This is a genomic window from bacterium (genome assembly GCA_037143175.1).
Classification (GTDB): domain Bacteria; phylum Verrucomicrobiota; class Kiritimatiellia; order CAIKKV01; family CAITUY01; genus JAABPW01.
Window position 1 is genome coordinate 95,137 of the sequence record JBAWZF010000002.1, and the last position, 26,184, is coordinate 121,320.

Consider the following 26,184-nt stretch of genomic DNA (forward strand, 5'->3'; position numbering starts at 1 on the left):
GCGAACCTCTTCTTATCTCAACACTACACACTATACCACAGACTGTATCCGTCGACAATCGTAATTGAAGCTTTTTTAATGGGTCATAACGTAACGATTTTCGAGACCGTTAGCGCCCCTTTCACGATAGCCGACTTACCATCTTTTGATTCAATCACAAGACGATCAATTCGCAATAGCTGTGCAGACGTTTCGATGCCGTAAACAAAGCCCATTAGTACCGGCATCTCCCCTTCGACCTCAATCTCAACGACATACGTTTCGCAGTCTCGATCTGGCTTGGTTTTCTGAGGTTTTGTAGCCAGCAACGTCAACTTGCTCTGCCCGGCCAGCTGGTCAAGCTCAGCCAGCATCTGAGAATTCTCTTCATCCGAAGACCCCTTTTTCTGGATCCGCAACCCATATTGCTGATACTCATTCTCCACCGCTTTCCGCGCATTAGGTGAAAGAATCCTCAAGTTTCTTGCGAGCGTCTTCTCCTGGGCTACGATATCATTTTCCAATTCGCGAAACTTATTTCTAACGGGTCCCAACGCAATCCCCCCTAACAGAAGAATAACGCAAACAATTCCCGCAACGATAACCCAGGCATCCCGGCCCCGGGGAAGTATTGATTTAAGAGCGATCATGGCCGTTTTTTCTCCAACTCACAGGCAATCTCAAACTCAGTTCGATCTTTTCCGGAAACCGTCCGCGTATTTTTAACGTTCTGAAAAAGCAAAGAAACCTCCATTGAGTTTACCAACCGTACTGTGTCGGCAACCGTCTCCGCCGATCCCCGGCAAACCAGCTGCGAGGCCTCTGAAATCTGAATCGAAGTAAAGGCCATAGTCTCAGGGGCAAGCCCCAAAAGTTCCACCAGCGCCCGGGCAGGGGTCATGCTGATCGCCATGCGCTCAGAAACAAGAACTACTTTTCGGCTCATGGCATCAATTCGATCGGCGTCAGCCGTTGTCTGCCTGATCATAATGTTTAATTCGTTCAGGCAAACTTGCTGACGATTAATGCGACTCACCACAAATAATGACATGAGGCCAACAACCGCCATGATAAGCATGGCCATCATCGTTAGTTGGCGCGCCTTGACCATCACCGACTTTCGTAGCCGAACAGACTCAGGAGTTAGGTTGATCTGCAGCCGCTCCGGTGCCGCAGCCGCCCCAATAATACCCGTCAATACGACTGTTGCGGCCTCAGGCCCAGTTTTGTCGTAAGCGTCAGCTCCCGCACCGGTTACAGGAATGATTTCAACCCCCAACACCGACGTCAACAGCTTAACAAAGGATTGATTCCCCCCTGCTGTCCCAGCCAATGCCACGGCCACAATCGAAACTGACGGCACTTCATTCCGAAAGGTTTCGAGTGCCATGGAAATTTCCTGCACAGCTTTATCACGCGAAGGCTCATCCCCGGCCAATAATTGACTCGCCCCCACCGAAAGACTGCGGCTGAACAACGGTACACCCTGATTCAGTACCACCAAATCGCTGGACATCATGTCAACATCCAGAAATGCTGCAGCCCCCGCCAGCCGCTGAGAAAAGGCCAATTTCCCGTCCTGCAGCGCCGCCAGCCAGCCATCCGTCGTGGTGGTCACCATACTCACAGACAGTCCTGCATCTTCAATAAAACGATACTTCTGGCGAACAATCCCGGTTTGCGCAATCACCAGCATGACGCGGGTATAACCATCTTTATCCGACCGGAACACACGATAATCGAAAACAATTTCATCGCGGGAATAGGGCGTTTGGCGCGCAATTTGGAGATCCACCATATCGGCAATCTCCTGCGGATCCCCGGAGGGCAAATCAAACAGCCGGACATTGACCGCCTGACGTGGAAGACAGATCACCACCGGCTCTCCGGCCAACTCTCCAATACCGAGTGCTTTCAAAAGATTCGGGCCGGCCAGCGATTCCACCTCCGCAGCCCGCCTCACGATCACCCGCACGACTTTGACTTCGTCACGGTTCCGGCTAATCTCAACCAGCTTGAACCACTCACTCCCTGGCTCCACTGCCAGCACGGTCTTGCCAAATGGAATTTTTAAATCAGTCTTCATGCCAAAACTCAAACTTCCGTTCTTTGCGATCCCACACAAAGTCCACCCTTCGTCGCTGATGAGCGGATCCGCTCGCCAGCCACCCTTCCGCATGGCCACTGAAATGATCAGAGGCCACAGTCACAAAGGGAGTCATTCCCGACAGCAAACGGCTCTCATCATCCGTTAACTTGATTTCCTCACTTATCGCCGCCACCAAGCCTGCCCCTTGATAAGTCTTGAAAATACCGCCCCTTTCACGGAACTGCAATATCTTCCTTGCTAAACTTTGCGCCGCCTTCCCTCCCACCCCTCCACTCAACATCCCGAGACTTTGGAGCACCACCGCATCCGCAGTATTCAAATTTACCCGAAATCCCCCTGAAACAGTTATATGCTCCTTGATATTCTCAAATATCTCCGGGGTCACTCCTTTGATCCAACGAAGCTCGTAAATCGACTTAAAGGGGCCCGGCTCAATATGCGAATCGATCCAGCCAGTCTTGGCTCCAATCGAGGGGGATTTATCTGCCGCAGGGGTTCGTGCCGCATCAATTTCTTCCCCCGCCCGGATCGCAGCTTCGTGGCTCAGCCCTCCCGCAACCTCCAACAGCGCGACAATCGGTTCAAGCCGCCCCCTGAGATTAATTTTGCTTTGCTCATCAGATAGCCCATAAACGACATTACTCCCGCCATCAGAACGTTCCACCTTATATGACAGGGAAAACACCCCCGCACCAGAAACCCCATTCGAAAACTCAGTCGCCGAATCCGCCCATGGCTCTGTAAGCCCATCCCACCCATTGGTTTCCTGAAGCAGACGTGCAAGCCCCCGCTCCACCCCCACCCGGGCCGCACAGTACCCCACTGTCCGCTGCTCAATCCGCCGCGCCAGTGCGAGTCGCCCCTCAATATGGGCCCCCACCGCAACCGCCAGCATAGCCAGCATAAATATCACCCACAACGTCAGGATCAGGACACTCCCCTGATTACTTGCAGGGCAACGATACTGTTCGTTCAAACTCAAATAATTCTTCTCCTTGCTGCCCTCGCCATATCACCTTCACAGCCGCAGGGTTATTCGTCCGGCCCTCCCACGTCCTTCCCCATACCAGAGCCGATCCAGAAGATTCTCCACGCTCAGCATATAAAAATGATATTTCTTTGACACCGCCCGCCAACGTTTCACGCCGCATCACCCCCGGCACTAGAACGTCACAAGGTTTTAGCACTCTATCCAACTTCTGCCCGGCAACATCAAAATCATATCGGATCAACCCTGGCTGATCATCAATCCCCGCGCCCACAATCAGCGAGGGGATCTCCAGCCAGACTTCACCCCCGCGAAAGGCATTCAGGCGACACGAGATTGTGTTCCGCACATCCCTCTGAAACGTCTCCAAGGCAATCACTGAGTCGGCATAATTCCCTGCCAACTGGCTCGCGCGAGACCACACCCTGATGCCAGCTGCAAACGCCTGCGCCACAACCAACATCGCCACAGCCACCAGAGCCGTCGCAATCAAGAGCTCAAGAAGAGTCATTCCATCTGCTCTTGTTCTCGTCACCTGACCTGCTCCTTTTCACGAAATTGCGCCCATTCACAGACACAACTACTACCCTGCGGACGATTGACTCGCGAGATCTCGATTACGGCGCGCAAAATCGAAACTTGCGGCGTCAACACCTGACGAATGGATTGGATCCGCCACAAATACTCGTAATTCCCCACCTTTTGACGCCCCTCCCCGGCAGGTTGCGTTATATCAGACCCGGATACCTGAAAATCCAATTCCGCAGTCTTCTCCTGCATTACCTGAAAAATGGCCAATTTATCCGCAGCTGATTCCATGGCAACCACTGCCAAACTATAGGCTTTCAGGACGGCCCCCAGACCAGCGAAAAGAATTACCGCCGCCACCAACACCTCGATCAACGTAAACCCTTTATTCCCAATTCTTAACGTCATCTCCCGTGCCTTCCTTGCCATCAGCCCCGACTGAAAACAAATCATAGCCTAAAGGTTTGTGCACCCCAGGGCACCGGTACTGGTATTTTCGCTGCCAAGGATCAAGGGCAGGCTTGTCCAAATAGGGTTCACGGCCCGCCCCAGGCGAAGCCAACAGCACCTCAAGCCCCTGCTCTCCAGTTGGATAAGCACCTTTATCCAGCCGATAAAGTTTCAACGCGGTATCCAAACTGGACAAATCCCCTTGGGCAATTTTTGCCTTAGCTTCATCGCTCCGGCCAATTAAATTTGGCGCAACCATTGCCGCCAAGGCCGCAATAATGATCACCACGATCATGAGTTCAATCAGAGTGAAACCGTTCTGATGTTGTCTTTTCATGCTTCTCCTTCTTTCTTCAAACGGGTTGTCCAGTTGCTGAGTTGTTATGGGGGAGGGTCATTCGTCTAAGTTTCCCTAACAACTCAGCAACCCAACAACTGAACAACTTTTTTCTCCTCTACCGAACCGCTTGCCCGATCTGAAATATTGGCAACAACATAGCGAATATTATAAATCCCACCACCACCCCTACCAATAATATCAACGCTGGCTCCAAAAGCGTGGTAACCTGCCGGAGATCACGATCCAATTCGCGCTGATAGAATGCGGCCACTTCCAATAAAGCCTCGTCCAGTCTCCCGCTTTCCTCGCCAACAGCCACCATATTGGTGACAAATTCAGGAATTTCGCTTCGTCGTTTGAACCCGGCCGCCACCGTGGCCCCCTGATGCACCGTTTCATCCGCCGCCGCCAGTACCGCCGACCTCAAGTGCCCATTCACCAACGTATTCCCGGCTAACGTTAACGCCCGGTCAACTGATATCCCCGCCTTGACCAGAAGTGACAGGGTTCGTGCAAACCTGACAATATCAGTATCTCGCGCAAATGCCCCCATCACCGGCATTTTCAGCAAAGCCCCATCTAAAGCCATCCGCCCGGCCTCTGTCTTGAAATAGCGACCCAACATCAAGATTATGATCCCCCCCATGACCACCAGAATACCCCAATAGCTAGAGCATACTGTACTCACACTCATCACGACTCGGGTAGGCCATGGCAACACCACAGAGGATCCCTCAAAAAGGTGCATGATACGAGGAAGGAAAAAAGTTAAAATGACGAAGACACTAAGCACCCCCACGGAAAGCACCAGTGCGGGATACGCAATGGCCGAGATCACCCGCGAACGAAGCTCATCATCACTCTCCCTCGCCTCCGCGAGACGCATCAATATTTCATCCAGCATTCCGGCAGATTCACCGGAGCGAACCATATTGACAAACAACTCAGAAAACAAAAGTGGATACCGCCCCAGACTTTCTGAAAACGTCCGTCCATCCCTGACAGCACCGGAAATTTCCATGACCACACCCCGGAAAGCGGCATTCTCTGTTTGCTGCTGAATCGTCGTCAGGGCGCGGAGAATGGGGACGCCAGCCCGCAACAGCCCCCCCAGCTGGCGGGTAAAGACCGTGATATCGCGAGTCTTGATCTTTCGAACACGAATCGATGGAGCCACCTGATGACGCCCTGCGAGTTCTTCGATGGAAAGCGGACTGTAGCCCATCCGTTCTAGCCGCGCGACAGCTGCCGCACGATTTTCCGCCAACACTTCACCTTCAACGGTTTTATCCGGTCCCTGCTTGGCTTTATAGACAAAGGTCGGCACTTCACCCGCCCTCAACGTGTGTCAGGGTGTCAAAGGTCGTCCTGGTCACTTCGTCCACCGTCGTGATCCCCTTCTCAATTTTATCCCACCCATCGGCCGCCAAGGTTTTCATCCCCAACGCAACCGCCTGCTGGCGGATATCCCTGGCGGTAGCGCGTCTCAAAATTAAATCCTGAATTTCCGGCAGCACCTGCATGATTTCGCTGATGGCAACCCGCCCCCGATACCCGGTACCATTGCATTGGGGACACCCCCGCCCGCGACTACAGCGCCGCCCGTGGACTTCAATCCATTCCCGACAATGTTCACACACCACGCGCACCAGACGTTGCGCCACAAAAGCCCGCACCGTCGAGGCAATAAGATAGGGGTCCACGCCCATATCCAACAGACGGATCGCCGCGCTGGCGGCATCATTGGTGTGCAAGGTGCTAAACACAAGATGCCCGGTCAGGGCCGTCTGAATGGTGATTTCCGCCGTCTCGCGATCCCGGACTTCGCCCACCATCATAATATCCGGATCGTGCCGCAACATGCTGCGAAGCGCTCGCGCAAAGGTCAGATCGATACGGGGATTTACCTGAGTCTGCATGATCCCTTTGATCTCATATTCCACAGGGTCTTCAATTGTAATAATCTTATGATCTCTTGTATTCAGACGGGTCAGACACGCATACAATGTCGTGCTTTTCCCACTGCCCGTTGGCCCGGTCACAAACACAATCCCATGCGGCAACTGAATCAGATCGGTCAAGATATGAAGATGATCCGGCGACAACCCCAACTGCTCCATACTGAACAGCATCGAGGTGGGAAGGATCCGGATGACAATATTCTCGCCATGCACGGAAGGCACCACGGATACACGCAAGTCAAACTGATGGGACCCGATGTTCACCCGGGCGCGACCATCCTGAGGCAACCTGCGCTCTACAATATTGAGCCCCGCCATCAGTTTGATGCGGGAAATAATGGCCGGATATAACGCCGCCATATTCCTTGATACCGGGGTATCATACAGGATCCCATCAATGCGCCTCCTCAGGGTCACATCATCACGGTAGACCTCAAAATGAATATCCGTGGCACGATCGGTAATGGCCTGATGCAGAATCTGATTGACCAACTTGATCACTGAGGCGTCCTCCGCCTTGTGCTCCAGGTCATGAGACTCCTCAAGTTGCGAGGAAGCGCCCTGTTCATGGGATCCCGCCAGAATACGTTCCACCGTCTCGGATCCCACTCCATAATGAATCCGAATGGCGGCCATGATATCGCCTTCACAGGCCAATACCCGTTCAACCCGGAATCCATGACTGCTTTCGATATCCTCGATAGCCGCCTGATCAAAGGGGTTCGCCACGGCCACCACCAGTCGCTGCCCGATCAAGGTCACAGGCATGACACGATAATGCGCCACCAACCGGGCGGACAGGCTAGATACGGCGGCAGGTTCAGGCTGGGTTTCCCGCAATGAGATAAATTCAATCCCCTGCTGGCGGGCCACAACCCGAAGCAGTTTGTCTTCCGGCACCAGCCCCTGAAGCACCAGCGTCCTGATCAGGGGTTCATTCCGCTCACGGGAAAGGCGAATGGCGCCTTCCATTTGAATGGGGGAAAGCAGTTTTTCTGCAACCAGCAATTCACTCCATTGTGGCGCCATGAGTTCTCCTTAAGGAAGCCGGCCGATCATATAAAACTCACGCTCATCACGATCGTCATAGCCACCCTCAATAATGCGGGCGCAATCATTGACCGTGACCTCGGTGGGCACATACTGGCCTTTGCGTCCCGTATAGGATTCAGCAACGAAACAGGGTTGCGTCAGATAATTCTGAAGCTTTCGGGCGCGCTCATAGATCAGACGATCTGTTCGCGACAATTCATCAATACCGATAACCGCCACAATGCGCCGAAGTTCATCATATTTAGTCAACATCCGCACCACTTCCTGCGCAATGCCAAAATGCCGCTCCCCAACAATCGCGGAATCCATATTGGAGCTTGAGGAATTCAGGGGATCAACTGCAGGATAAAGCCCCAGTTGCGCCCGATCACGGGACAGCACGAGCACTGAATCCAGGTAGCTGAAAATGGCCACTACGGCAGGATCCGTCAGATCATCCGCAGGCACATAGACGGCTTCAAAGGCAGAGATCGACCCCCCGCTGCCAGCCTTGATACGTTCGTGAATATCGCCGACCTCCGAACTGAGTGTAGGTTGGTAGCCTGTTTCCGATGGCACACGCCCCATCAAGGTCGAGATTTCCGATCCTGCCTGTACAAACCGGAAAACATTATCAATGAAGAGTAATACGTTTTTCCCCTGCTCTTGAAGCCATTCCGCCTGCGTGATTCCGGTTTTAACCACCTCAAAACGGGCACCTGGCGGTTCATCCATCTGACCGAAAGCCATGATAACTTTTTTTAGAATACCGGAATGTTCGAATTCAAAATAGAGCTCATTACCTTCCCGGATACGTTCACCTACACCGGCAAACACGCTACAGCCGTCATGTTCGGCGGCCACATTGTGAATTAACTCCTGAATCACCACGCTCTTACCGCAACCGGCGCCTCCCAGAATCCCGGTCTTGCTGCCCTTCACCACCGGGTAAAGCAGATCGATCATCTTGATCCCGGTCTCCATCACTTCCCGTTTATTGTCAACCAGGGTGGCGACATTAACGCGCAATTTGCTTACATCCCGGTGAATGGGTCGCGTCTCGGTGGCGTTAATTGGCCCTTTCCCGTCAATGGGCTGCCCCATCACATTAATAATCCGCCCGAAAAGAGCCTCCCCTACAGGTACCCGCAACACATCGCCCGTTGACGTGGCCACTGCATTCCGCTGGAGATTCAAGGTCGAGGACAAGGCAATACAGCGAGCCACACTGCCCTCCAGATGCTCGGCGACCTCCAAAGCAAGATCCCGTTTATCAAAAGTTCTGACCATGACCAACTCATGCAGATCCGGCATATCCGAAATCTGATTAAACCGGACATCCACAATAGGCCCCTGAACCCCCACTACCCGGCCCTTCTTCAATTCTCCTGCAATTTGAGTGCTCATAGATTATGCCACCTTTTTCTTCTTTTTCCGTGACGAAAACGACTCACGCATACTCTTGTCCACCAGCTCATGTGCCGCGCGGAAACATTGATGTTTCAGTTTTTTCAGTTCCCCCGTCAGCTTTTGACTACTGTCTTCCAGATGCATGGCCCGTGCCGCAAATTCCGCCAGTTTGCTATCTTCAAATACTTCAAACAACTTCGAAGCCACCCACATTCCAGCCAGATATTCGACCATATCAGGATACGAGGATTCCACCGTCACCTTGCGGGCATCCGTAATCTGTTTCATCACTCCGGTTCGCCGGGTAATCTCGGAGTCTGAACTCTTATCAAACAGTTCGCCACAGGGCAGAATAGGAACGGTATCTACGGTCTGCTGCGTGAAAGAAAGGGCGCGGGGATGCACCACCACAACCTTCCCGATCCGCTTCTCCTTGACTTCATTCACAATGTAGTCACGAATTTCGAGAGCCTGCTCAAACCGGGTCTCCTGATTAATCCCGGGGAAAGCCTTAAACTCCCGCCCCTTTTCCGCTAATTTCGCGATGCCTCTTTCCCCGATCACAATGAAACTAATTTTTTCAGGCGGGAGGTTGCCCTGCACATCATATCCCGCATCAATCACACCGGCATTCAGGCCTCCCATAAACCCCGAGTCAGACGTCACCAGCACGACACCAATCACATCAGTCGCGACAGAGACCAGCGGGGCATCCACGTGAACCATATCCACAACCCGGAAAAACCCTGCAAACTGATCCATGAAATCAGAAAAGCGCTCCTTTTCGCGCTCCATGGTATGATATTGCGACGCTGCAATATTTTTCAGCGTTACGATCAATTGAAGGAACTCAGTATTAAACCGAAGATCCCGTCTTAGTTGACTCAATAGCGCCATGGACCGAAACCACCCCTCACCCTAACCCTCTCCCTCAAGGGGCGAGGGAACAGAACTCACACATGCTCGCTCTTCAATTGTTCAATTGCCTCGTTGAACCGGTTCCGAAGACTCCCATCAATCTCAAGGCTTCCAAGCTTAATCTTAATCCCCGCAATCAGCGTGGGATCGACCGTCTCCCGCACTTCCAGCGCCACGTCAAATTTTCTGGATACAATCTCCCGCAGTCTTTCACGATGAGCGGGTTCAAGAGGATGACTGCACACCACCTCAATGGCTGCGGCGGAAATGGTAATACTACTTGAATCCATCTCATCCAAAGCGACCAAAAGTTCATCTAAAAAGGAGTGATCCAGCTTCCGTCCCAATTCCTCACTGAAGACCAGCTCATAAACGCGACGGGCGTGCTCAACTGCCTGCGCCTGCGCTTCCCGGGCAAGCTCCTGTCGCAGCTTCTCCTTGCTTCGATTCGCCTCATCCACAATTTTATCCCGCTCTTTACGGGCTTCATCCAACAAGCCATCACGCGTGCGGGACACCTCTTTTTCCATGACTTCCCGCGTCCGGGTCAACCCTTCCTGAGCTTCGGCACTCTTCCGCCGGAACTCCGCCTCATTATCCTCGATGCGCTTCCGGACGGCCTCTTCCTTCCGCCCGAGATCCGCCTCAACTTCACGGAGTTTCGTGGCGGCCAACTGGGTATCCCCCATCAGCAACCGCTTGAGCCCTATCACCAAAACCACAAAAACCGCTAACTGTGCGATGATCAAATACACCATCATTCTCATATTAAACCCTTTCCACCCAAGTCCTCACCCGTCGTTCAGCGCCCGAATAACTGGAACAGTACCAGAAGCGCGATCACGGCTATTGCTTCGGCGAACACCAGCGAAATAATCATTGCCTGCAATATTTTCTGGGCGGCCGAGGGATTACGCCCCAGTGCGCGAATACTGGCATACCCTATGGTGGCGATTACCGCCGAAGGCCCCAGTACTACCAGAAAAATAACCAGAAAAATAACGAAATTCCGCATCGCTTAGTTGTCCGCCTTCTTTTCAACTTTCTTTGGATTCCGCTCCTCCAGCAGAATCACACACTCTTCGTTCAAGAACCTTATCATACCTTTTTTAATCGGTATACGGCTCTTCCAGTCCACTACAATATCTCCCTCTTTCAAGAGACTGACTATCGGCACATGATAAGCCAGTATCTCAAACTCGCCTGCGTCGCCGGGTAGGAACACGCTGCTTACTTTCCCCTCGAAGACAACATGCTTCGGATTTAATATTTTCAGCGCGAAAGTTGCCGCCATGTCTATCCTTTGGCATCAAAAAAACCATGAATCGCCGTTGTCATACGTCGCTCAAATTCAATCGTCAAACGAGGCGATGCCTCCATTTCACGTTCAAGCTGCGGGTCATTATTTTTGACAAAAGCTTCAATCCCCCCACGGAACCTGACCCATTCATTTGGATCCAAGTTATCGAGCACCCCCATCCGCAATCCATAGAGCAATAACACCTCTTCAAGCAGGCTGGCCGGCTGATATTGAGGCTGCTGGAACATCACCATCATCACCTGCCCCCGCTTCATAATGGCTTCCGCCTCGCGTGACATACCAGACTGCAACTTACTCAGACGCGCCACCTCGATGTACTCCAGGAAACCTCTTCGGAGTCCGCCACTCAATTCCCGCAGAATCAATGGCTGTGCCCGCCCACCAACAATCGAGAGGGAGAGTTTGAAGTCAACAGCCGGCCTCGTCCCCTCACCGAACATACTGGAGTTGAGGCTCACCAAACCATCACAAATGGAGATCAGATTGGAGGGAATATAACCAGTCAAATCCCCCTGCAGGGTATCCGCCAAACCCAGGAACGTCATGGAGCCACTGCCATTCTCCTCATTCAATTTTCCCGCCCGCTCCATCAGTTGGGTCTGGACATAAAAGATATCACCGGGATACGCCTCTCTGCCGGGGGGGCGCTCCAAAAGCAGGGAAATCTGGCGATAGGCCCAGGCATGTTTGGTAAGATCATCAAACACCACGAGCACATCCTTGCCCTGCCGCATCAGATAATCGCCGATGGTGGCGGCAGTAAAGGGCACAATGTACTGCTCGCCCGCCGTGGCACTATCAGTGGCGGCAACGATAATGGTGTAGGGGAGCGCTTCTTTCTCGGACAAGACGGTCAGCACTTTTTCCAGGGATACCAGGGCTTTCCCGATGCAACAGTAAATACAGACCACATCACGCCCACGCTGGCTGAGGATGGCATCGGTCGCAATGCTTGTCTTGCCCGTCATGCGATCCCCCATGATCAATTGCCGCTGGCCCAGACCAATCGGCACCATGGCATCAATGACCCGCGTGCCGGTGAATAACATTTTTGAAACCGGGGCTCGTTCCGTGATCAGAGGCGAAGGGGAAAATACCGGACGATTCACATCGCAACTCACCTCGCCACGTCCGTCACAGGGGGCGCCCATCGCATCCACCATGCGACCAATCATCGCCTCCCCTACCGGAATCGTGAATGGCTCACTATTCCCCGCCACGGATTGCCCTAACCGGACGCCGGTGTCACTCCCCAGCATGAGCGCCAATACATCATCCTGGTCATAGCCCATGATGATGCCTTTATTGCCATCACCGAAATCTACTAACTGCCCATTCAGACAGGAGGGCAACCCAGTGATCCGGACAATCATTTTCTTGATATCCTTGATCACCCCGGTCTCTGAAATCTTAATTTTGAATGGCGCCATCACCATACGCGGTAAGCTGCTCATGGATCCCCTCCTTAATCTGTTCGGTGAGATCTTTCTTATGAATCAAGTCCTGAATTAAGTCCGGTCTTTCGGCCTTAATTTTGGCCAATACCCCGGCCTGATACGCCCCAACCTGATCGGGCTTAAGATTTTCCATAAAACCATTGGCGAGCGCATAGAGAATGATGACCTGATGCTCGATTGGAACCGGCGCATTCTTATCCTGCTTAAGAATCTCCGCCACCACTTTCCCTTTTTGAAGTCGTTTTTCGACTGCCGCCGAGACCCCGGCTTTGATACGGGTCAGTTTTTCAAGCTCCTTATACTGAATGTATTCCAACCGCAAAATCCCCGCCAGTTTCCGCATCGCAGGCCACTGAACTTTGCTGCCAATACGAGAGACGGACAACCCGATATCAATTGCGGGCTTAAACCCCTCGGTAAACAAAGGCGTACTGACATAAATCTGACCATCGGTCATGGAAATGATATTGGTGGGGATATACCCGGTCACATCCCCCTGTACCGTTTCCACAATGGGAAAAAATGTCATCGAGCCCGAACCCCGCTCCGGTCGCAATTTTCCAGCCCGCTCCACCAACTGGGAGTGAAGATAGAAAATATCTCCGGGATAGGCATCACGCCCAGGTGATCGCTCCAAAAGCAGTGACATCTGGCGGTACACCCATGCATGCTTGGTAAGGTCGTCAAACACCACAAACACATCGCGCCCCTTCTCCATGAAATACTCACCTAAACTGGCGGCCACATAGGGGGCAAGATATTGCTGCCCAACAGCCGACGCCGCAGTCGCCGACACAATCAGGCCATACTCCATGACCCCATTCTCACGAAACAGGTCCAGAACCTTGTTCAACGAGGCCTCGGCCTTGCCGATACAGCAATAGATACAGATGACGCCCTTGCCTCGCTGATTAAGAATGGTATCGGTGGCAATCGTGGTTTTCCCCGTCACACGATCACCCAGAATCAACTGTCGCTGACCTTTTCCGACCGGATTCATCATGTCCAGAATCTTCACCCCAGTTTCAAGCGACTCTTTTAGCGGGGTTCGTTCAAGTACACTGGGGGATTGATTAAAAATCGGCTGCCGCCTATCCGCCTTGATGGGCCCCAAGCCATCAATTGGCTCGCCCAACCCATTGACCATCCGCCCTAAAAATTGATCGCCAACCGGCACGGTACAGGATTCTATAGTTGAGAAAAGCTTATCGCCAGGTTTGAGCTTGGCGCCTTCTTTTACAATCATCACCAGCTCATACCCATTATCAAAGCCAACAATGGTTCCCTGGCTTCCGCCATCAAAATGCACCAACTGTCCATTCATGCAGTTGGTCAATCCTGTCACATGGGCAATCCCCTGCTTGATTTCAGAAACGACCCCATACTCCTTCATCTGGAGTGGAGAAATTTTAAATGATATCGCCATAGTCTAAACGCCCGATCATGTTTACCCGCCGGCCCCGTCAATTTTTTCGGCTTTTCCCTTGCCGAACCAACGCAGGAAAAATAACAAGCTGAAAACCCCGAGAAAACCGAGAATAATGTAAATAATCACCCAAGTGGTGCGTTTATCGGGACGCGGAACGTCCATCATGGGAACCCCTGATTTAATCGTCTTTTCACTCGGCTGAAAAAGCTCTTCCAGCCTCCGTATACGCCCCTCAACTCCCTGCACATCCGCCACCTGTTGCCGCGCAAAGGCCACATACTGGTCATTCACCACATCCGGCCCCTTCCGCTCTTTCACCTCTTCCAAATCCTTCAAAATCGCCTGGGCTTGCACGTTCACCGCCTGATAGGTCTCCATTTCACGAGTGATGTTGAGAATTTCTTTAATGCGTGTCTCCAGCCGGGCCAATTTCCCAGTCGGCAAGGCCCAGGGATCCTTGATTTTGACATCGAATACACGCTCACCTTTCGGCTCCAATTCAAGTGCTTCAGCCAAGTAGGCATAACAGACGTTCTTCGTCGCATCCACGCCGATCTCCAGACCGCCCGCATCAATGATATCCGTGGCCCGTACTTCCGCAGGAAATTCATGCCGCACAGGAATCGGGCGCTTTTCAGTCGGGGACGTGTTAGTGACTTTAATATGCAGGATTACAACTGCATTGGTTGAGTCATTGATATCCCGGTCCACGGCAGGGGAACTCTTGGGTGCCCCAAGAATCATTTCCGGATCTTTCCCCGCGGAAATCACCAGATTTTCCAGCACGCCCACATCTTTTCGGATCCGGCTCATGGCATCCAAATTCGCTTCATAAGCACGAATATGATCCAGCGGTTTAACCGCTCCTACAGCATAGGCCGCCTGCCGGGATATTACGGCTTTTACACCCTCATCAATCACGCCCTGAAGCCGGCCGGCCGTTTCCTCTTTGTCGGAGGATTTCAATGCGCCAGCCAATTTCCCTGCATGCAACGCCAACTTCTGAATCTCGTCCTCCGGTATGACCCAAACATCTTTGATCACAACCTCAAACGTACGGGTCTCGGCTGGATTCAGCTCCACTTCCTTATTGATCCGATACGTTTTACCGGCCACATCATAAACAAACTCAAAACCCTGAGTGTTTTCGACATTTTCCGGTTTGACAAGACTGGGCAGAAGCGCCGTTGCGATGGCTTTTTGTTTTTCCGATTGAGAGGGATTGATCGCGCGAATTTTAAGGGTAATCACCGCTCCACTGACTGGAACACCCGATGACAGGATCAAACAAGCCAGAAGACATAAACCCAGTATTCGAGCCTGAAGCCCCCCCCGCACATGGATCGCGTCCTGATTATTAAACATAAGGCTAACCCTCACTCCCTGATGTGTTGGCCATGTTATCACCCATAAAAAAAGCGCGCAAATAGAAACAAGTGCCTCACCCCTTCATCAGGCACAGGTCAGCGCTCTAAATGAGCCTTTTTACTGCTGCGTCACTACAGCTGATCCCTCATTACCGTATTGGTCCTTTACGGTAATAACATTATCTCCCGTCTTCCCGGAATTCGCCTGATAAGTGGCATTACTGCCAGAAGCACTGATAATATTACCCAACCCGGAATTTGCCACACGCCATTCCAGCGGCAATGCAAGATTCCCACTGACCTGAGCGGTAAAAACCACCGACGAAGTTGTATTGCTTGAACCAGAACCTATAATTTTGGAGTCTGGTGACAATGTAATCCCCTCCGTTCCACCGGCACTCTCGCACCCCGTCCAGACCCATGCGGCCATTGCCATTAAAACAATACCCACCCCAAGTACGCTCAGTTTTCTCATAATATTTCTCCTTTTCCCCCATTCAAAAAATATCACCCAATTAATTCCGCTATTCAATCATGCACCTCACAGAATGCAAGCCATCAAAACGAGGGACAGCCCGCAGTTATTTATCATATAAGTCCTCCATAAAACTGAAAACTAACACTCCACCGCCCATTTCCAAAAGGGTATCGCCGTGATCTCGGCGCAAGGGTTTGCCTCCTCCATCCAAGTTACAATCAAGCCTTTAGTCACCTTAAGTTCGTTCATGGCTGATTTCAGCGAACTTACCTCACGCGCCAGAGTCTGTTCATCCCGTAATGACCAACAGACCTGAATCAACTGCGCCTCATCCTGATCGTCTTTTCGGCAAACAAAATCAGTCTCCAATCCCGCAGCCGAGAGATAATAGGATAAATCCAACCCCCGCGCCCGCAAATGGCTCCACACCATATTCTCAAGAAGATAGCCGCTGTCTTCAACCCCAGGCTGCCTAAACGCTGAGGGGAGGGCCACATCACTTGCATAGATCTTGGCCGGGTTGACACGTCGAACAGCAGCCGACCGACTGTATACCGGCACTCGCCCCAGCAAATAAGCATCCTCAAGTTGGGCCAGATTGTCATACAAGGTATTCTTGGAGCACGCAATACCCTGACTTTTTAAACTGTTATAAAACTTGGTGACACTGAAACGGTTGGCTGGCGCGGCTAAACATTGATGAATCAATGCCCGGAGCGCAGTCACATTGGTCTCGCCATACCGCTCAAGTACATCCCTCAGCAACACCACGTCCACATAATTGCGTACCACTTGCCGGCGTTGCTCATCCGCAAAATATTGGACCTCGGGAAAGCCACCGAGTTTAAGATACTGCTCAGCCGCATGCTGCACCCGGGCGCGTCGCGACGCACCCCAGCGTGGACTATTCAACTCTACATCCTCCCCATGATGACAGCTGAGAAATTCCCTGAACGAATAGGGGAAAACCTCCGTAGCATAAGAACGACCCCGCAGGCATGTCGCAATTTCACGGCTGAGCATACGCGATGAGGAGCCTGTAACAACCACCGTGATGTTTTCGGTGTCCAGAAGACGACGCACAAAATGCTCCCATCCCGGTACTGCCTGAATTTCATCAAAAAAGAACGTGCAAGAATGCTCCTTGTTTTCAGGATAACGCCTGAAATAGGCCGCAAGGATTCCATCCATATCCTCAATTTTCATCGGCAGCAGCCGATCATCCTCGAAATTCAGATAAAGCAGCCGATCCTTTGGGGTACCAGCTGCCATTAGTTCAGTCATATACTGATAACACAGACAGGTCTTGCCGCTCCGCCTCATTCCCAATACCACCGATGCCTTGCCCGGCAGAACTGTAATAGCCCTCTCACGATGCACTAATGTGGGCAACGGTCGGTCATAAAAGTCATCAATAAGATTTTCGAACACAGCCCTCATGTTTTAAAATTATCCTATTATAAGACCCAATAACAAGAAGTTTTATCCCTCAATAAGGGATAATTAAAAAAACTCCTCAAGGGCCTTTTTTGCCGCCTTAAACACCTGCTGGTCAGAACAGACAGCCTGAATGCGCCCATCGCGCCCTACCACCACGTTTCCGCTTACTCTCGCCCAATCCCATTTTCCCGACTCCTGCTTTTCGACGCTCATCTCTCGACTTTCTTCCCCCATCACCCCCACTGGCAAATCCGGATAAAGCCCCAAAGCCATCTGAGCGGCTTCACCCTTTCCTTCGCCCTCCGGCAGCACCCACAAACACAGACAGCCACGTCCCCCATATAGCTCTACCAAGCGGGACAACACCCCGCCCTCGTCCGGATATTGCGACCGTAAAGAGGCCTCCCCATAAACAGAACCAAAATGGAATACCACAACACGCCCCCGAAATTCATCCCAGCGAAACGGTGCCCCCATTGCCAAGTTTCCTCTGAGCCAGGTGATATTTTCATACAAATTGCTGAGTTGTTGAGTTGATAAGTTGTTCGCATATCCGGTTATTACGCTGTTGGCACCTTGAAAACCAATGACATCACTTTTCAGAACCACACGATAGTCGGGCTTTTCGGGAGCCAGCTCATAACGCAATCCTGCGGGAAGCCTCTCCGCGACAAACGTGCCATTCGTGCCAGAATAGATGGGAGGGATAAGTCGGTCTACCGGCAAAGGCACAGGATACCTTGAGGCTGAAGAAGCTGCAGCCACCATTTTGAATCCGGTAACACGAATCCGCGCCCCGGCAACGGGACTGCCAGATCGATCAACCACCCACCCCACCAAGGTGACCGGCACAGACAATGAAACCGTCAGGCCCGTTGTACTGGACCCAATCCATACATCCGCCCCAATAAGTGATGACGTAGCATGTTCCACATAAATGAGGCCATAACTGCGCCCATCCGGCAAAGATCCAGCCGCTCGCCGCCCTATGTTGAAAGCACCATCCACACCCGTTAATACAGGGGGCTCATTACCCCATTCACCGGCGAAAACAATACTCCTGCCAGCCGGCAATCCACCGGCTTCCACCGCAGGCACGCGCACAACCCCCGAAATTAGAACCTTATCCATTTCCCATTCCAGCGCCTTAAGCAGGTCTCGGGCAGTCGATACAACGGGATCATTTAAGGGGAATGTGTCTGCAAGTTCTCGCCATGCAGCACGAGCTTGCGCCATCCGCCCCAACTTCTTTTCGCACACCCCAATTCGGTACAAGCTCTTTTCAGCAAGCTCTGTGTCCACTCCCCGGGCAGAAGCGTATAACGCACGATAGTCCTGAACCAATCCCGACTGCTCGCCTAGTAGCTCCCGCTCATAGAGCCGCGCATAACGCAAAGCAAGAGACGCATTAGTCTCAGCAAAGGAAGAAAACCCGCAAAGCAAGAGCACGACGACAAGCCCATGAATCGAGCGATTCACCTGGAGGGCGAACCTCGTGTGAGCCGTGAGCAAATCAGGCGTATAGATCAAGGAAATCATAAAAAGAACTTATAGCCCACCCCATGTACGGTCAGAATGTGCCTCGGGGCATTTGATTTTTTTTCGATTTTCGAACGTAGCATCGCCACAAAAGTATCCAGCGACCGCTGCGTCCCGTAATATTCCGTACCCCACACATCCCGCAATAACGTCTCACGGGACAGTGACTTGCCTTCATTGGCCAGCATATACGCCAGCAAGTCAAATTCCGTACGCGTCAGCTCAACGTTTTTTCCTTTTGTAGTCAAAGCACGTGTATCCATATCCAATACAAAATCCCCAAACCTGAATTGGACTCCTTTTTCAACTTTGCGGTCAGCCCGCATCAGGATGGCATTCACCCGCGCCAGCAACTCTTTCACACTAAAGGGCTTTGTCACATAATCGTCTGCGCCCAATTCAAAGCCACGTAATTTATCCGACTCCTCTTTACGAGCTGTCAACATGATGATGGCCGCCGGGTTACGCTGCTCCCTCAGATTTTTGCAGATCTCATAGCCACCGAGATCAGGCAGGTTGAGATCGAGTAAAATCAGGTCGGGCTTGCGGTCAATGGCGAGTTTGAGACCCGCACCACCGCTGGCAGCGGTCATCACGCGATACCCGGCCACATTTAAATTTTCCTCCAACCCCAGCATCAACGACTCGTCATCCTCAATAATCAATACGGAATATTGTCGTTTCATTGGTTATTTCATCCCGGCAGAATTATTTTAAATTTCGACCCTTTCCCGGGTTCACTTTGAATCTGAATACTGCCCCCATGAGCTTGCACAATATGCTGGCACAATGCCAACCCGAGGCCGAGCCCTCTGGCATTCTGCCGTCCCGCATTCTTTCCGCGCGCATACGGCTTCAAGACCTGCCGCACCTCCTCCGGAGTCATCCCTACGCCATGATCTTCCACAGAGAGTACAACCTGCCCCCCTTCAACGAATAGCTTAACATTGATTAACCCATCGTCCCCTGCCCCTCGGGGCTCGGAGCTCGGAACTCCACGCTCCTCTCCCTCTTTACGCGAATACTTGACCGCATTGTCCAGTAGGTTATACACCACCTGCTCTATGGCCCCAGCATCAAATTTCACCGACGGAAGCTGGGAAGGGATATCAATCCCGATCTTTACCTCCCCACTCGCTCCCACTGCAAAAGTTTCAACGGTCTCCCTGACCACTCCTCCCAGATCACCCTCGGTAAATTGGTATCGTAATGCCCCCTGCCCGTAGCGAATAAAGTAGAGCGCCCGATCGGTCAACCTACTCAACCGATCGCTCTCCTTGATAATGGTGCCCAGAAACTTTTTTTGCTTGTTCGTGTCAGTGACATTTCCCATGTACAAGCTTTCAGCCAACATTCTCATGGAAGAAAGCGGGGTCCGCAGATCATGTGAAACCGCCGCCGCAAAGGCGCTGCGCTCCCCCGCCTGTTGAATCTCTCGGGCGGCTTCGCGCCATACCAGCCAAATGCCAGCCACCACACTGATCAACAACAACAGACCACCCCCACGATATAACCTTGCCTGAAGTCGAGCGTTCGCCACAAAAGCCGGAACGTCCTCGGGAGTAGCCACCAGAGACATGGCCTCAAAGGGTGTCGGTAATTGTCGAACCGCAAGAATTGGTCCCGCCTCTCCCTCATCCCGAATCTGACACCTCACCCGAATCTCCGTATTGCTGACCGCAATCGCAAACAGGGCGTTCAAGTGCTCAATTAACTTGTGCTCATCAAACTGCAAAGCCAAAACCAGGGAAGTAGTCCCAGGCTGCGGGAGCTTAGTGACAAGGAAATCGGCCTCCTGTACGCGCATCGTGAGCCATCCCGAATCAGGAATTGTCGACTCCATCATCCGAATGCCATTCCCCACTCTTGTCCGCTCATCCGGCTTCATTGTCCTTAACCGCATTCGTTCCCGCCATTGGGACTGTAACCCAGAAGCCTCCCCCCCTTGCAGCCCTGCACATTCCAGCCACTCAATCATTGACTCCCGCTGGAGCGGCACCAATTCATCATATCGGCGCAGCATCTCCTCCAGGACTTTCAACCTGATCTCCGAAACCTTTGCCGTCTGGCCCTGAAGCTCATAAATGGTTGCCAGCCTTTTAAGAGCAATCAAATCATAGCGAAACCCCTCATCAGAGTCTCTTTGTCCGCGTTCGTTCTTTGCATTCCGCGTTCCGACTCCGGACTCCGGACTCCTGTTTTCCGCCACCAGTTCCAGACATTTGATCGTCGCCGCCATATCCCCCTGCTCAAGATACGCTCCAACCTGAGACAAAGGGCCGGCCTGTTCAGCACTTGTAACATCACGCTCAATCGGGGGAGCAATGGGCTCAACCGGGGGGTACACCATTTCAGCACCACCCCGGGTAACAAATAACCCATCTAGCCATGAATGCTGAAGGCTTAATTCGGAGGCGTGGGCGACCCACATATTTGAGGGCTTAGTATGATTGGCAGGGAAATCCGGCATGGCGCGAAGCGCCGTTAATTCGTGATTCCACGCCGCCACAGCTTCATCTAGCACATGACCAGCTTCACCGGCCATCCTCTTCTGCAGAACAAGTTGCCAACTTTCGAGAACCCGGACAGCTAAAAAAGACAAAGCGATGGCCGGCCCCACCACCAGGGCAAACACCAGAATTATCAGTTTGATTTCCCGCCTCATAGAAAGGGGGTTCTCACCATTTTGCCTTGGCGGTCATATCTATGAGCCAGGAACGGACCACATCGGCATCGACAGCCTTAGGCGCCAGGGCCAGATAGTTGCGGTAATATTTTGCCGCCTTTTCGTAATCCTTAAGATAGTCACCGTAGAGCACTCCCAAATTGTAACTGATGGATGCATTCCTAGGTTCGCTTTTATACGCCTGAAGATAAAGCTTTTCAGCGTCCCTAATTTGCCCCGTCAAAAGACTTTTTTGCGCCGCCGCCATCAGGTCGGAAACGGTTGGCGCATTACTACTCTGAGTTGCAGAATTTTCAGGAGGGGCGGTTTGAGCTTTGAGCTTTTCAAGAGCGGCATCGGCCTCTATCGCCTTATGCTTGGCCTCCCGGGCTTCTTCATCCTTTTTAACCTGCGCGTCGAGGGCCTTATTCCTGGCTTGTTCAGCGTCAAAGGCTTTTTTTGCCTGCTCAGTCATGGCCCTTTTTAGGCCCGTCTCACGACGCCGCAAAGACTCAAGCTCTGCGGCAGTGTCTTTATATTGAGCGGTCAGCCTGGCCACTTCAGCCTTGAGCGCAATCTCACTTTTTTGAACTATTTCTTTTGCGACCGACTCATTGATACCTGCAGCTCGGGCTTTCGCCATATCCTGACGCAAGTCAGCATTTTCTCGCTCTAACTTTCTAAACAGATCGGAATTCGGTGCGGGAGTCACCGAGACAACCGGGGTATTGGTCATTGGGGGAGCGTTTGCTGCAAGCGACTCCCTCAAACGCTCTATTTCGCGGACTAATACCACCTTTTCAGCGTTGAGGCGCGCCATTTGAGACGTTAATTCATCCGGGGTCTTGAGCTGAGCAACCAAAGCTGAAAGTTGATCGCGTTTTCGTTCAAGATCTTGAATATCAAGTAGAAGACTGGCATTTTTCCGGCGCAAAATGCCCATTTCACCGTCTATCCGAGCCTGCTCTTTTCGCAAATCCAGGTTTTCATCTACAACACGTTGATAAATAGAGGCATCAATATGGGCAGGTACGGCAGAAGTTTGGGCATAAACTGGCAGAGATAAACTAAAGGCAAACAATATGACGAAGTATTTTACGGCTTGAGTCACTCGTTTAGACCCTCATTTCCCATTCTGCATCAAAAAAGAAGAATAACCTGGATCCTCTTACTGCACAAATTCAGCGGCGGTTAGGCCGGTCGAGGGGATCGCCCCTTTTACAGGCTTTTTCATATCTCGACTGCGTTCGAAGAATTTGTCGCCGGTCACAATGCGGGGTGTCAGAAGAATAATAGTCTCGGAATTTACAATCTTTGTATCATCATACCGAAAAAGTACACCGAGAAGCGGGATACTACCCAAAAAAGGTATTTGTGAGCGCATCTTGGTCTGGCTCTCATCAATCATACCCGCAATAATAATGGTAACCCCATCCTTAACACTAACGCTTGTTTCGGCAAATGATTTTTTAACCACAGGAACTCCGGAATTTTGGGCCCCTGCTGATGGATCGGAATCATACCATCTAAGCACAGAACTGACTTCCGGACGGATTTCGCAAGTAATGAAACCCAGTTCATTAATATGCGGTGTTACGCCCAGCGTCACACCAACTTCGACAAACTTATACGTTTTCCCAACAATATTCGAGCTTCCCGTCTCATATTGCAGTTCAGAATAAGGCTCGGTAGTAATCGCTTTAATCATCGCCTCTTTGCCATCCAGGGCGGCAATGTGAGGATTCTGCAGTAATTTCGTCTTCCCCACCGTGGACAAGGCCTTCACAATCATATTCAAGTCCGCTCCGGCGGCGATAGTGTGATAAGTCACACTCCCTCCCACAGCATTTACGGCAGAAGCGGAATCCACACCGGGAATCATTCTCGAAGCCGGGGCCAACGAAAAACGCGGATCGAGCCCCTGAAACAGATAATCCCAATTAACCCCGAAAGTCATTGAATCCGACAGTTGAACCTGAATAATTTTGGCTTCTATAAAGACCTGCTTCTGAGGCCGGTCAAACATGGCGATCAGATCACCAATTTTTTGAACCACATTGGGAAGATCCGTCACAATGAGCGTCTTGGTGCGCGCGTCAATCTTCAGTTGCCCGATGCTGGCGTCCTTAATTTTCGTGAGCATGGGCGTCACTAGGGGCTCAATTTTTTCCGGTACTGCATATTGCAGCACAAAATTGGTGGTTACCGTGGGATACGCCCGCTGAAAGGAAGGCAGTTCGGCCTTACTGATAACGTCTTCCATCTCCCGTATTTTTTCAGGCGTATCAATTAACACCAGATTCCCTGTGCTATCGTCAAAAACAATTTTTCCCATCGTACTCTTGACTTGCTCCAGCAACTGCGCCATCTGACTTGGAATGGATGACTTGAGTGAAATAATCTTGGCCTTTTTGCGCTCATAGAAACCTTCGCCGTAAAGCTCCCGATACTCTTTGTCTGTCATCACCTTGATGATGGTTCCCTGGATTTCATATGCCAGACTGTTCGCGGCGAGAACGATCTCCATTGCATCCGCGATCGTCACATCTTTGATCATCAACTTGCTGGATCCGGCGACATCTTTACCGATAATGATATTAAGGCCAGCCTTGACGGACAGAAATTTCAGAAGATCCACAACATCCATCGACTCAAGCAGGTCGAGGGAGATCTTTTTTTCCAGTCCAGGCAAATGATATTCACTAATCATATGCGGTTTTTGACTGGGTATCTGCGCGATTACCGCCGGCATCGCAGTATCAGCCATCTGAGCCTGCGCCCCGACAGAAAACACCGCCATTACCAATGCCCACACAAAACTCAACCGCAGGGCATGACACGCTCTATATCGGTATTTATTCATATTACCCTTTTATTTCAGCTCAAATTCCTGCTTCCGCTGTTTTAGCACAATGCGATCAGCCAATACTTTTGTCAGAACAAACCCAGTATCGCCAACATTTTCCCCGATTTTCACAAAATACGTTTTGGAATCAGCCTTGATTTTGATAATCGCCATGGATTCAGATGCCGTTGCGGCATCCATTGACACCGCAACCAATTTCAAATCTTTAGCCAGCCCCAACGTCTCCGGTACATCTGCGCCAGTTTTGCCTTTTTCAGCCGTTTTGGGGGAGAAAAAGTTCCTCGTGCTTACTTTTTCCAGAAAAAATTCTGCCGCAGGAACCGGCTCATCAGAAATTGCAACCGGGGTGACCGACATTTCTCCCGCGCCATTCATCTGTTTTTGAATTTCATTATCAACGCCACGCTGGGTTCCCGCGACACTGCAGAAAACCGCTACAATCAACAGCACCACCATTACCGCTAAAACCCGATTCGTGATCGTCACCCCCGATATGCGAATTGTCGGGAATAGCATGGGCTGGGGAGCGGAGGGAGCAGGAGTCGGCAAACTGACAGGTTGTGGAGCTATTACGGGCACCGTCGCAGACTTGGCCGTCGGAGTCGAAGTATTCTGTGCGGGGGCGGGGGGCATTACGACCAGAGGTGTTTTCTTGGTCTCTGCCGGAGGGACAACGACGGGAGCTGCCTTCACGGGCGCAGGAGTCTGTTTGATCTCCAGCGGAGGTGCTGCAACAACAGGAGCGGCCTTCACGACTGCGGGGGCCGGAATAGGATCCGGCTTAGCCGCAGGCGGGGCGGCTACAGCCACTGGGGCGGGAATCGGCTTAGCGACTGGGATCGGTACAGCTGTGGCAACGGGCTGAACCGGAACCGGAAGGGAGGGCTCCGGCTTCTGCTTATCCTGCTCAATCAACGCCAACAGTTTCTCTTGCGGCGTAACGGTTCCCGTTTGTCGCTTATCCTGCTGGATCAATGCCAGAAGTTTTTCCTCTGGTGTCATATGTTGATTAATACCCTCATAAATAATCCCTGACTTAATACACAATCGGCACCGGCTCGACAACCCCAGAAACAGGGCGCAGCTCTTCAGCCAGCACCTCCCTTACCAGAGCCTCATCAATAACGGACCGTTCCCTCATCACAAGCATCTCTAAAAGATTATGGCAGAGAATGGACATTTGCCGCGGATAGCCCCGCGTATGAGTGTGAATCAATCGTATAGCATCATCCCTGAACAGCCCGGCCCCGTGATAACCTGCCTGTAAAAGCCTGTAGTTGATCAGTTCTTTGGCCTCATCAAAATTCAGGGGATTAATTACACATTTCAGCGCAATACGATCCCAAAAGTTCGGCATTTTGCTCAACACCGGCACCAGTTCCATCTGCCCCACCAGAACTAATTGAAGAATTTTAAACTCATTCGTCTCGTAGTTTAATAAAATTCGCAAGATCTCAAGCACGTACGGCGGCAAAAGTTGCGCCTCATCAATCAGTAAAACAACACGTTTCTTTTCCTGAACCCCGGTTTTGTAAAGAAATTGCTCCACCGCTTCGATACAGTCCAGCCCCGATGTTTTTTTAGGATCTATGGGGGCATGGAGAATAGAAACCAACCGTGAAAGAAATTGTTTTTGCGTCCTGAAATACGGATTCAGGATCATCGAGAAACACACATCCTCATCATTACTAAGGACTTGTGAAAGCTTCCGACTCAGCGTCGTCTTTCCAGTCCCCGGGTCGCCCACAATAATGCTGAGGCCGCGCTTGAGATTGAGCGCGATACGCAGACGCGTCAGAGCCGATTTATGCTGAGCCGACTGAAAAAAATAGGAAGGATCTGGGCTCGTAGAAAACGGCTCATCATTCAGGCCTAGTAGTTTGTAATAACTCATGCTCCCCCATCA

The 26,184-nt window shown here is 51.7% G+C and carries 25 protein-coding genes; all 25 read right to left on the reverse strand.

Annotated features, from left to right (window positions below; genetic code table 11):
- Positions 1–83: 83 nt before the first annotated feature.
- Positions 84–629 (reverse strand): GspMb/PilO family protein, encoded by a 546-nt coding sequence (locus tag WCI03_01440; protein ID MEI8138510.1) that lies wholly within the window; start codon positions 627–629, stop codon positions 84–86.
- Entirely contained in the window at positions 626–2,065 is a 1,440-nt protein-coding gene (gene pilM, locus WCI03_01445; GenBank protein MEI8138511.1) for a pilus assembly protein PilM, read from the reverse strand. The genes WCI03_01440 and pilM overlap by 4 nt, the downstream gene beginning before the upstream one ends.
- Entirely contained in the window at positions 2,055–3,071 is a 1,017-nt protein-coding gene (locus tag WCI03_01450) for a hypothetical protein (protein MEI8138512.1), read from the reverse strand. The genes pilM and WCI03_01450 overlap by 11 nt, the downstream gene beginning before the upstream one ends.
- Complete coding sequence (locus WCI03_01455) at positions 3,034–3,612, reverse strand: type II secretion system protein (protein ID MEI8138513.1); 579 nt, start codon at positions 3,610–3,612, stop codon at positions 3,034–3,036. Before WCI03_01455 ends, WCI03_01450 begins: the two co-directional genes overlap by 38 nt.
- Entirely contained in the window at positions 3,609–4,013 is a 405-nt protein-coding gene (locus WCI03_01460; GenBank protein ID MEI8138514.1) for a prepilin-type N-terminal cleavage/methylation domain-containing protein, read from the reverse strand. The genes WCI03_01455 and WCI03_01460 overlap by 4 nt, the downstream gene beginning before the upstream one ends.
- Positions 3,991–4,392 carry a type II secretion system major pseudopilin GspG gene (gene gspG / locus WCI03_01465; GenBank protein MEI8138515.1) on the reverse strand — a complete coding sequence of 134 codons (402 nt, stop codon included), beginning with the start codon at positions 4,390–4,392 and terminating at the stop codon, positions 3,991–3,993. The genes WCI03_01460 and gspG overlap by 23 nt, the downstream gene beginning before the upstream one ends.
- A gap of 118 nt (positions 4,393–4,510) precedes the next feature.
- Positions 4,511–5,722, reverse strand: a complete 1,212-nt coding sequence (locus WCI03_01470) for a type II secretion system F family protein (GenBank protein MEI8138516.1) — start codon at positions 5,720–5,722, stop codon at positions 4,511–4,513.
- 1 nt (position 5,723) lies between these two features.
- On the reverse strand, positions 5,724–7,385 hold the full coding sequence (locus tag WCI03_01475) for a GspE/PulE family protein (GenBank protein ID MEI8138517.1): 1,662 nt from the start codon (positions 7,383–7,385) through the stop codon (positions 5,724–5,726).
- Positions 7,386–7,394: 9 nt separating this feature from the next.
- Positions 7,395–8,795 carry a F0F1 ATP synthase subunit beta gene (gene atpD, locus WCI03_01480; protein ID MEI8138518.1) on the reverse strand — a complete coding sequence of 467 codons (1,401 nt, stop codon included), beginning with the start codon at positions 8,793–8,795 and terminating at the stop codon, positions 7,395–7,397.
- A 3-nt stretch (positions 8,796–8,798) separates the two neighbouring features.
- Positions 8,799–9,695: a F0F1 ATP synthase subunit gamma gene (locus WCI03_01485; protein MEI8138519.1), complete on the reverse strand. Its 897-nt coding sequence runs from the start codon at positions 9,693–9,695 to the stop codon at positions 8,799–8,801.
- Between the two features lie 56 nt (positions 9,696–9,751).
- Entirely contained in the window at positions 9,752–10,483 is a 732-nt protein-coding gene (locus WCI03_01490; protein ID MEI8138520.1) for a F0F1 ATP synthase subunit delta, read from the reverse strand.
- A 35-nt stretch (positions 10,484–10,518) separates the two neighbouring features.
- Complete coding sequence (locus tag WCI03_01495) at positions 10,519–10,731, reverse strand: ATP synthase F0 subunit C (GenBank protein MEI8138521.1); 213 nt, start codon at positions 10,729–10,731, stop codon at positions 10,519–10,521.
- 3 nt (positions 10,732–10,734) lie between these two features.
- Entirely contained in the window at positions 10,735–11,010 is a 276-nt protein-coding gene (locus WCI03_01500) for a hypothetical protein (protein MEI8138522.1), read from the reverse strand.
- A gap of 2 nt (positions 11,011–11,012) precedes the next feature.
- On the reverse strand, positions 11,013–12,491 hold the full coding sequence (locus tag WCI03_01505; GenBank protein ID MEI8138523.1) for a F0F1 ATP synthase subunit alpha: 1,479 nt from the start codon (positions 12,489–12,491) through the stop codon (positions 11,013–11,015).
- Positions 12,448–13,920, reverse strand: a complete 1,473-nt coding sequence (locus tag WCI03_01510; GenBank protein MEI8138524.1) for a F0F1 ATP synthase subunit alpha — start codon at positions 13,918–13,920, stop codon at positions 12,448–12,450. Before WCI03_01510 ends, WCI03_01505 begins: the two co-directional genes overlap by 44 nt.
- Before the next feature lie 21 nt (positions 13,921–13,941).
- Entirely contained in the window at positions 13,942–15,288 is a 1,347-nt protein-coding gene (locus WCI03_01515; GenBank protein MEI8138525.1) for a hypothetical protein, read from the reverse strand.
- Positions 15,289–15,408: 120 nt separating this feature from the next.
- Entirely contained in the window at positions 15,409–15,765 is a 357-nt protein-coding gene (locus tag WCI03_01520; protein ID MEI8138526.1) for a hypothetical protein, read from the reverse strand.
- 141 nt (positions 15,766–15,906) lie between these two features.
- Positions 15,907–17,208 (reverse strand): ATP-binding protein, encoded by a 1,302-nt coding sequence (locus tag WCI03_01525; GenBank protein MEI8138527.1) that lies wholly within the window; start codon positions 17,206–17,208, stop codon positions 15,907–15,909.
- Positions 17,209–17,271: 63 nt separating this feature from the next.
- Positions 17,272–18,747, reverse strand: a complete 1,476-nt coding sequence (locus WCI03_01530; protein ID MEI8138528.1) for a hypothetical protein — start codon at positions 18,745–18,747, stop codon at positions 17,272–17,274.
- Positions 18,744–19,433 (reverse strand): response regulator transcription factor, encoded by a 690-nt coding sequence (locus WCI03_01535; protein ID MEI8138529.1) that lies wholly within the window; start codon positions 19,431–19,433, stop codon positions 18,744–18,746. The genes WCI03_01530 and WCI03_01535 overlap by 4 nt, the downstream gene beginning before the upstream one ends.
- Positions 19,434–19,441: 8 nt before the next feature.
- Complete coding sequence (locus WCI03_01540) at positions 19,442–21,412, reverse strand: HAMP domain-containing sensor histidine kinase (protein MEI8138530.1); 1,971 nt, start codon at positions 21,410–21,412, stop codon at positions 19,442–19,444.
- 13 nt (positions 21,413–21,425) lie between these two features.
- Positions 21,426–22,523, reverse strand: coding sequence for a hypothetical protein (locus tag WCI03_01545; protein MEI8138531.1), 1,098 nt, complete (start codon positions 22,521–22,523; stop codon positions 21,426–21,428).
- Between the two features lie 57 nt (positions 22,524–22,580).
- Positions 22,581–24,275 (reverse strand): secretin N-terminal domain-containing protein, encoded by a 1,695-nt coding sequence (locus tag WCI03_01550; protein ID MEI8138532.1) that lies wholly within the window; start codon positions 24,273–24,275, stop codon positions 22,581–22,583.
- Between the two features lie 9 nt (positions 24,276–24,284).
- Entirely contained in the window at positions 24,285–25,280 is a 996-nt protein-coding gene (locus tag WCI03_01555) for a hypothetical protein (protein MEI8138533.1), read from the reverse strand.
- 34 nt (positions 25,281–25,314) lie between these two features.
- The gene (locus WCI03_01560; GenBank protein ID MEI8138534.1) at positions 25,315–26,172 is read right to left on the reverse strand and encodes an AAA family ATPase; all 858 of its coding nucleotides are present in this window, start codon (positions 26,170–26,172) and stop codon (positions 25,315–25,317) included.
- Between the last annotated feature and the right edge of the window lie 12 nt (positions 26,173–26,184).

Bases quoted from the DNA above. Each gene is read 5' to 3' on its own strand.
- WCI03_01555 (MEI8138533.1), bottom strand. From the start codon at position 25,280: ATGACACCAGAGGAAAAACTTCTGGCATTGATCCAGCAGGATAAGCGA.
- WCI03_01510 (MEI8138524.1), bottom strand. From the start codon at position 13,920: ATGGCGATATCATTTAAAATTTCTCCACTCCAGATGAAGGAGTATGGG.
- WCI03_01475 (MEI8138517.1), bottom strand. From the start codon at position 7,385: ATGGCGCCACAATGGAGTGAATTGCTGGTTGCAGAAAAACTGCTTTCC.
- pilM (MEI8138511.1), bottom strand. From the start codon at position 2,065: ATGAAGACTGATTTAAAAATTCCATTTGGCAAGACCGTGCTGGCAGTG.
- WCI03_01515 (MEI8138525.1), bottom strand. From the start codon at position 15,288: ATGTTTAATAATCAGGACGCGATCCATGTGCGGGGGGGGCTTCAGGCT.
- WCI03_01485 (MEI8138519.1), bottom strand. From the start codon at position 9,695: ATGGCGCTATTGAGTCAACTAAGACGGGATCTTCGGTTTAATACTGAG.
- WCI03_01495 (MEI8138521.1), bottom strand. From the start codon at position 10,731: ATGCGGAATTTCGTTATTTTTCTGGTTATTTTTCTGGTAGTACTGGGG.
- atpD (MEI8138518.1), bottom strand. From the start codon at position 8,795: ATGAGCACTCAAATTGCAGGAGAATTGAAGAAGGGCCGGGTAGTGGGG.
- WCI03_01500 (MEI8138522.1), bottom strand. From the start codon at position 11,010: ATGGCGGCAACTTTCGCGCTGAAAATATTAAATCCGAAGCATGTTGTC.
- WCI03_01490 (MEI8138520.1), bottom strand. From the start codon at position 10,483: ATGAGAATGATGGTGTATTTGATCATCGCACAGTTAGCGGTTTTTGTG.
- gspG (MEI8138515.1), bottom strand. From the start codon at position 4,392: ATGAAAAGACAACATCAGAACGGTTTCACTCTGATTGAACTCATGATC.
- WCI03_01530 (MEI8138528.1), bottom strand. From the start codon at position 18,747: ATGATTTCCTTGATCTATACGCCTGATTTGCTCACGGCTCACACGAGG.
- WCI03_01535 (MEI8138529.1), bottom strand. From the start codon at position 19,433: ATGAAACGACAATATTCCGTATTGATTATTGAGGATGACGAGTCGTTG.
- WCI03_01520 (MEI8138526.1), bottom strand. From the start codon at position 15,765: ATGAGAAAACTGAGCGTACTTGGGGTGGGTATTGTTTTAATGGCAATG.
- WCI03_01540 (MEI8138530.1), bottom strand. From the start codon at position 21,412: ATGAGGCGGGAAATCAAACTGATAATTCTGGTGTTTGCCCTGGTGGTG.
- WCI03_01525 (MEI8138527.1), bottom strand. From the start codon at position 17,208: ATGAGGGCTGTGTTCGAAAATCTTATTGATGACTTTTATGACCGACCG.
- WCI03_01560 (MEI8138534.1), bottom strand. From the start codon at position 26,172: ATGAGTTATTACAAACTACTAGGCCTGAATGATGAGCCGTTTTCTACG.
- WCI03_01505 (MEI8138523.1), bottom strand. From the start codon at position 12,491: ATGAGCAGCTTACCGCGTATGGTGATGGCGCCATTCAAAATTAAGATT.
- WCI03_01440 (MEI8138510.1), bottom strand. From the start codon at position 629: ATGATCGCTCTTAAATCAATACTTCCCCGGGGCCGGGATGCCTGGGTT.
- WCI03_01550 (MEI8138532.1), bottom strand. From the start codon at position 24,275: ATGAATAAATACCGATATAGAGCGTGTCATGCCCTGCGGTTGAGTTTT.
- WCI03_01460 (MEI8138514.1), bottom strand. From the start codon at position 4,013: ATGACGTTAAGAATTGGGAATAAAGGGTTTACGTTGATCGAGGTGTTG.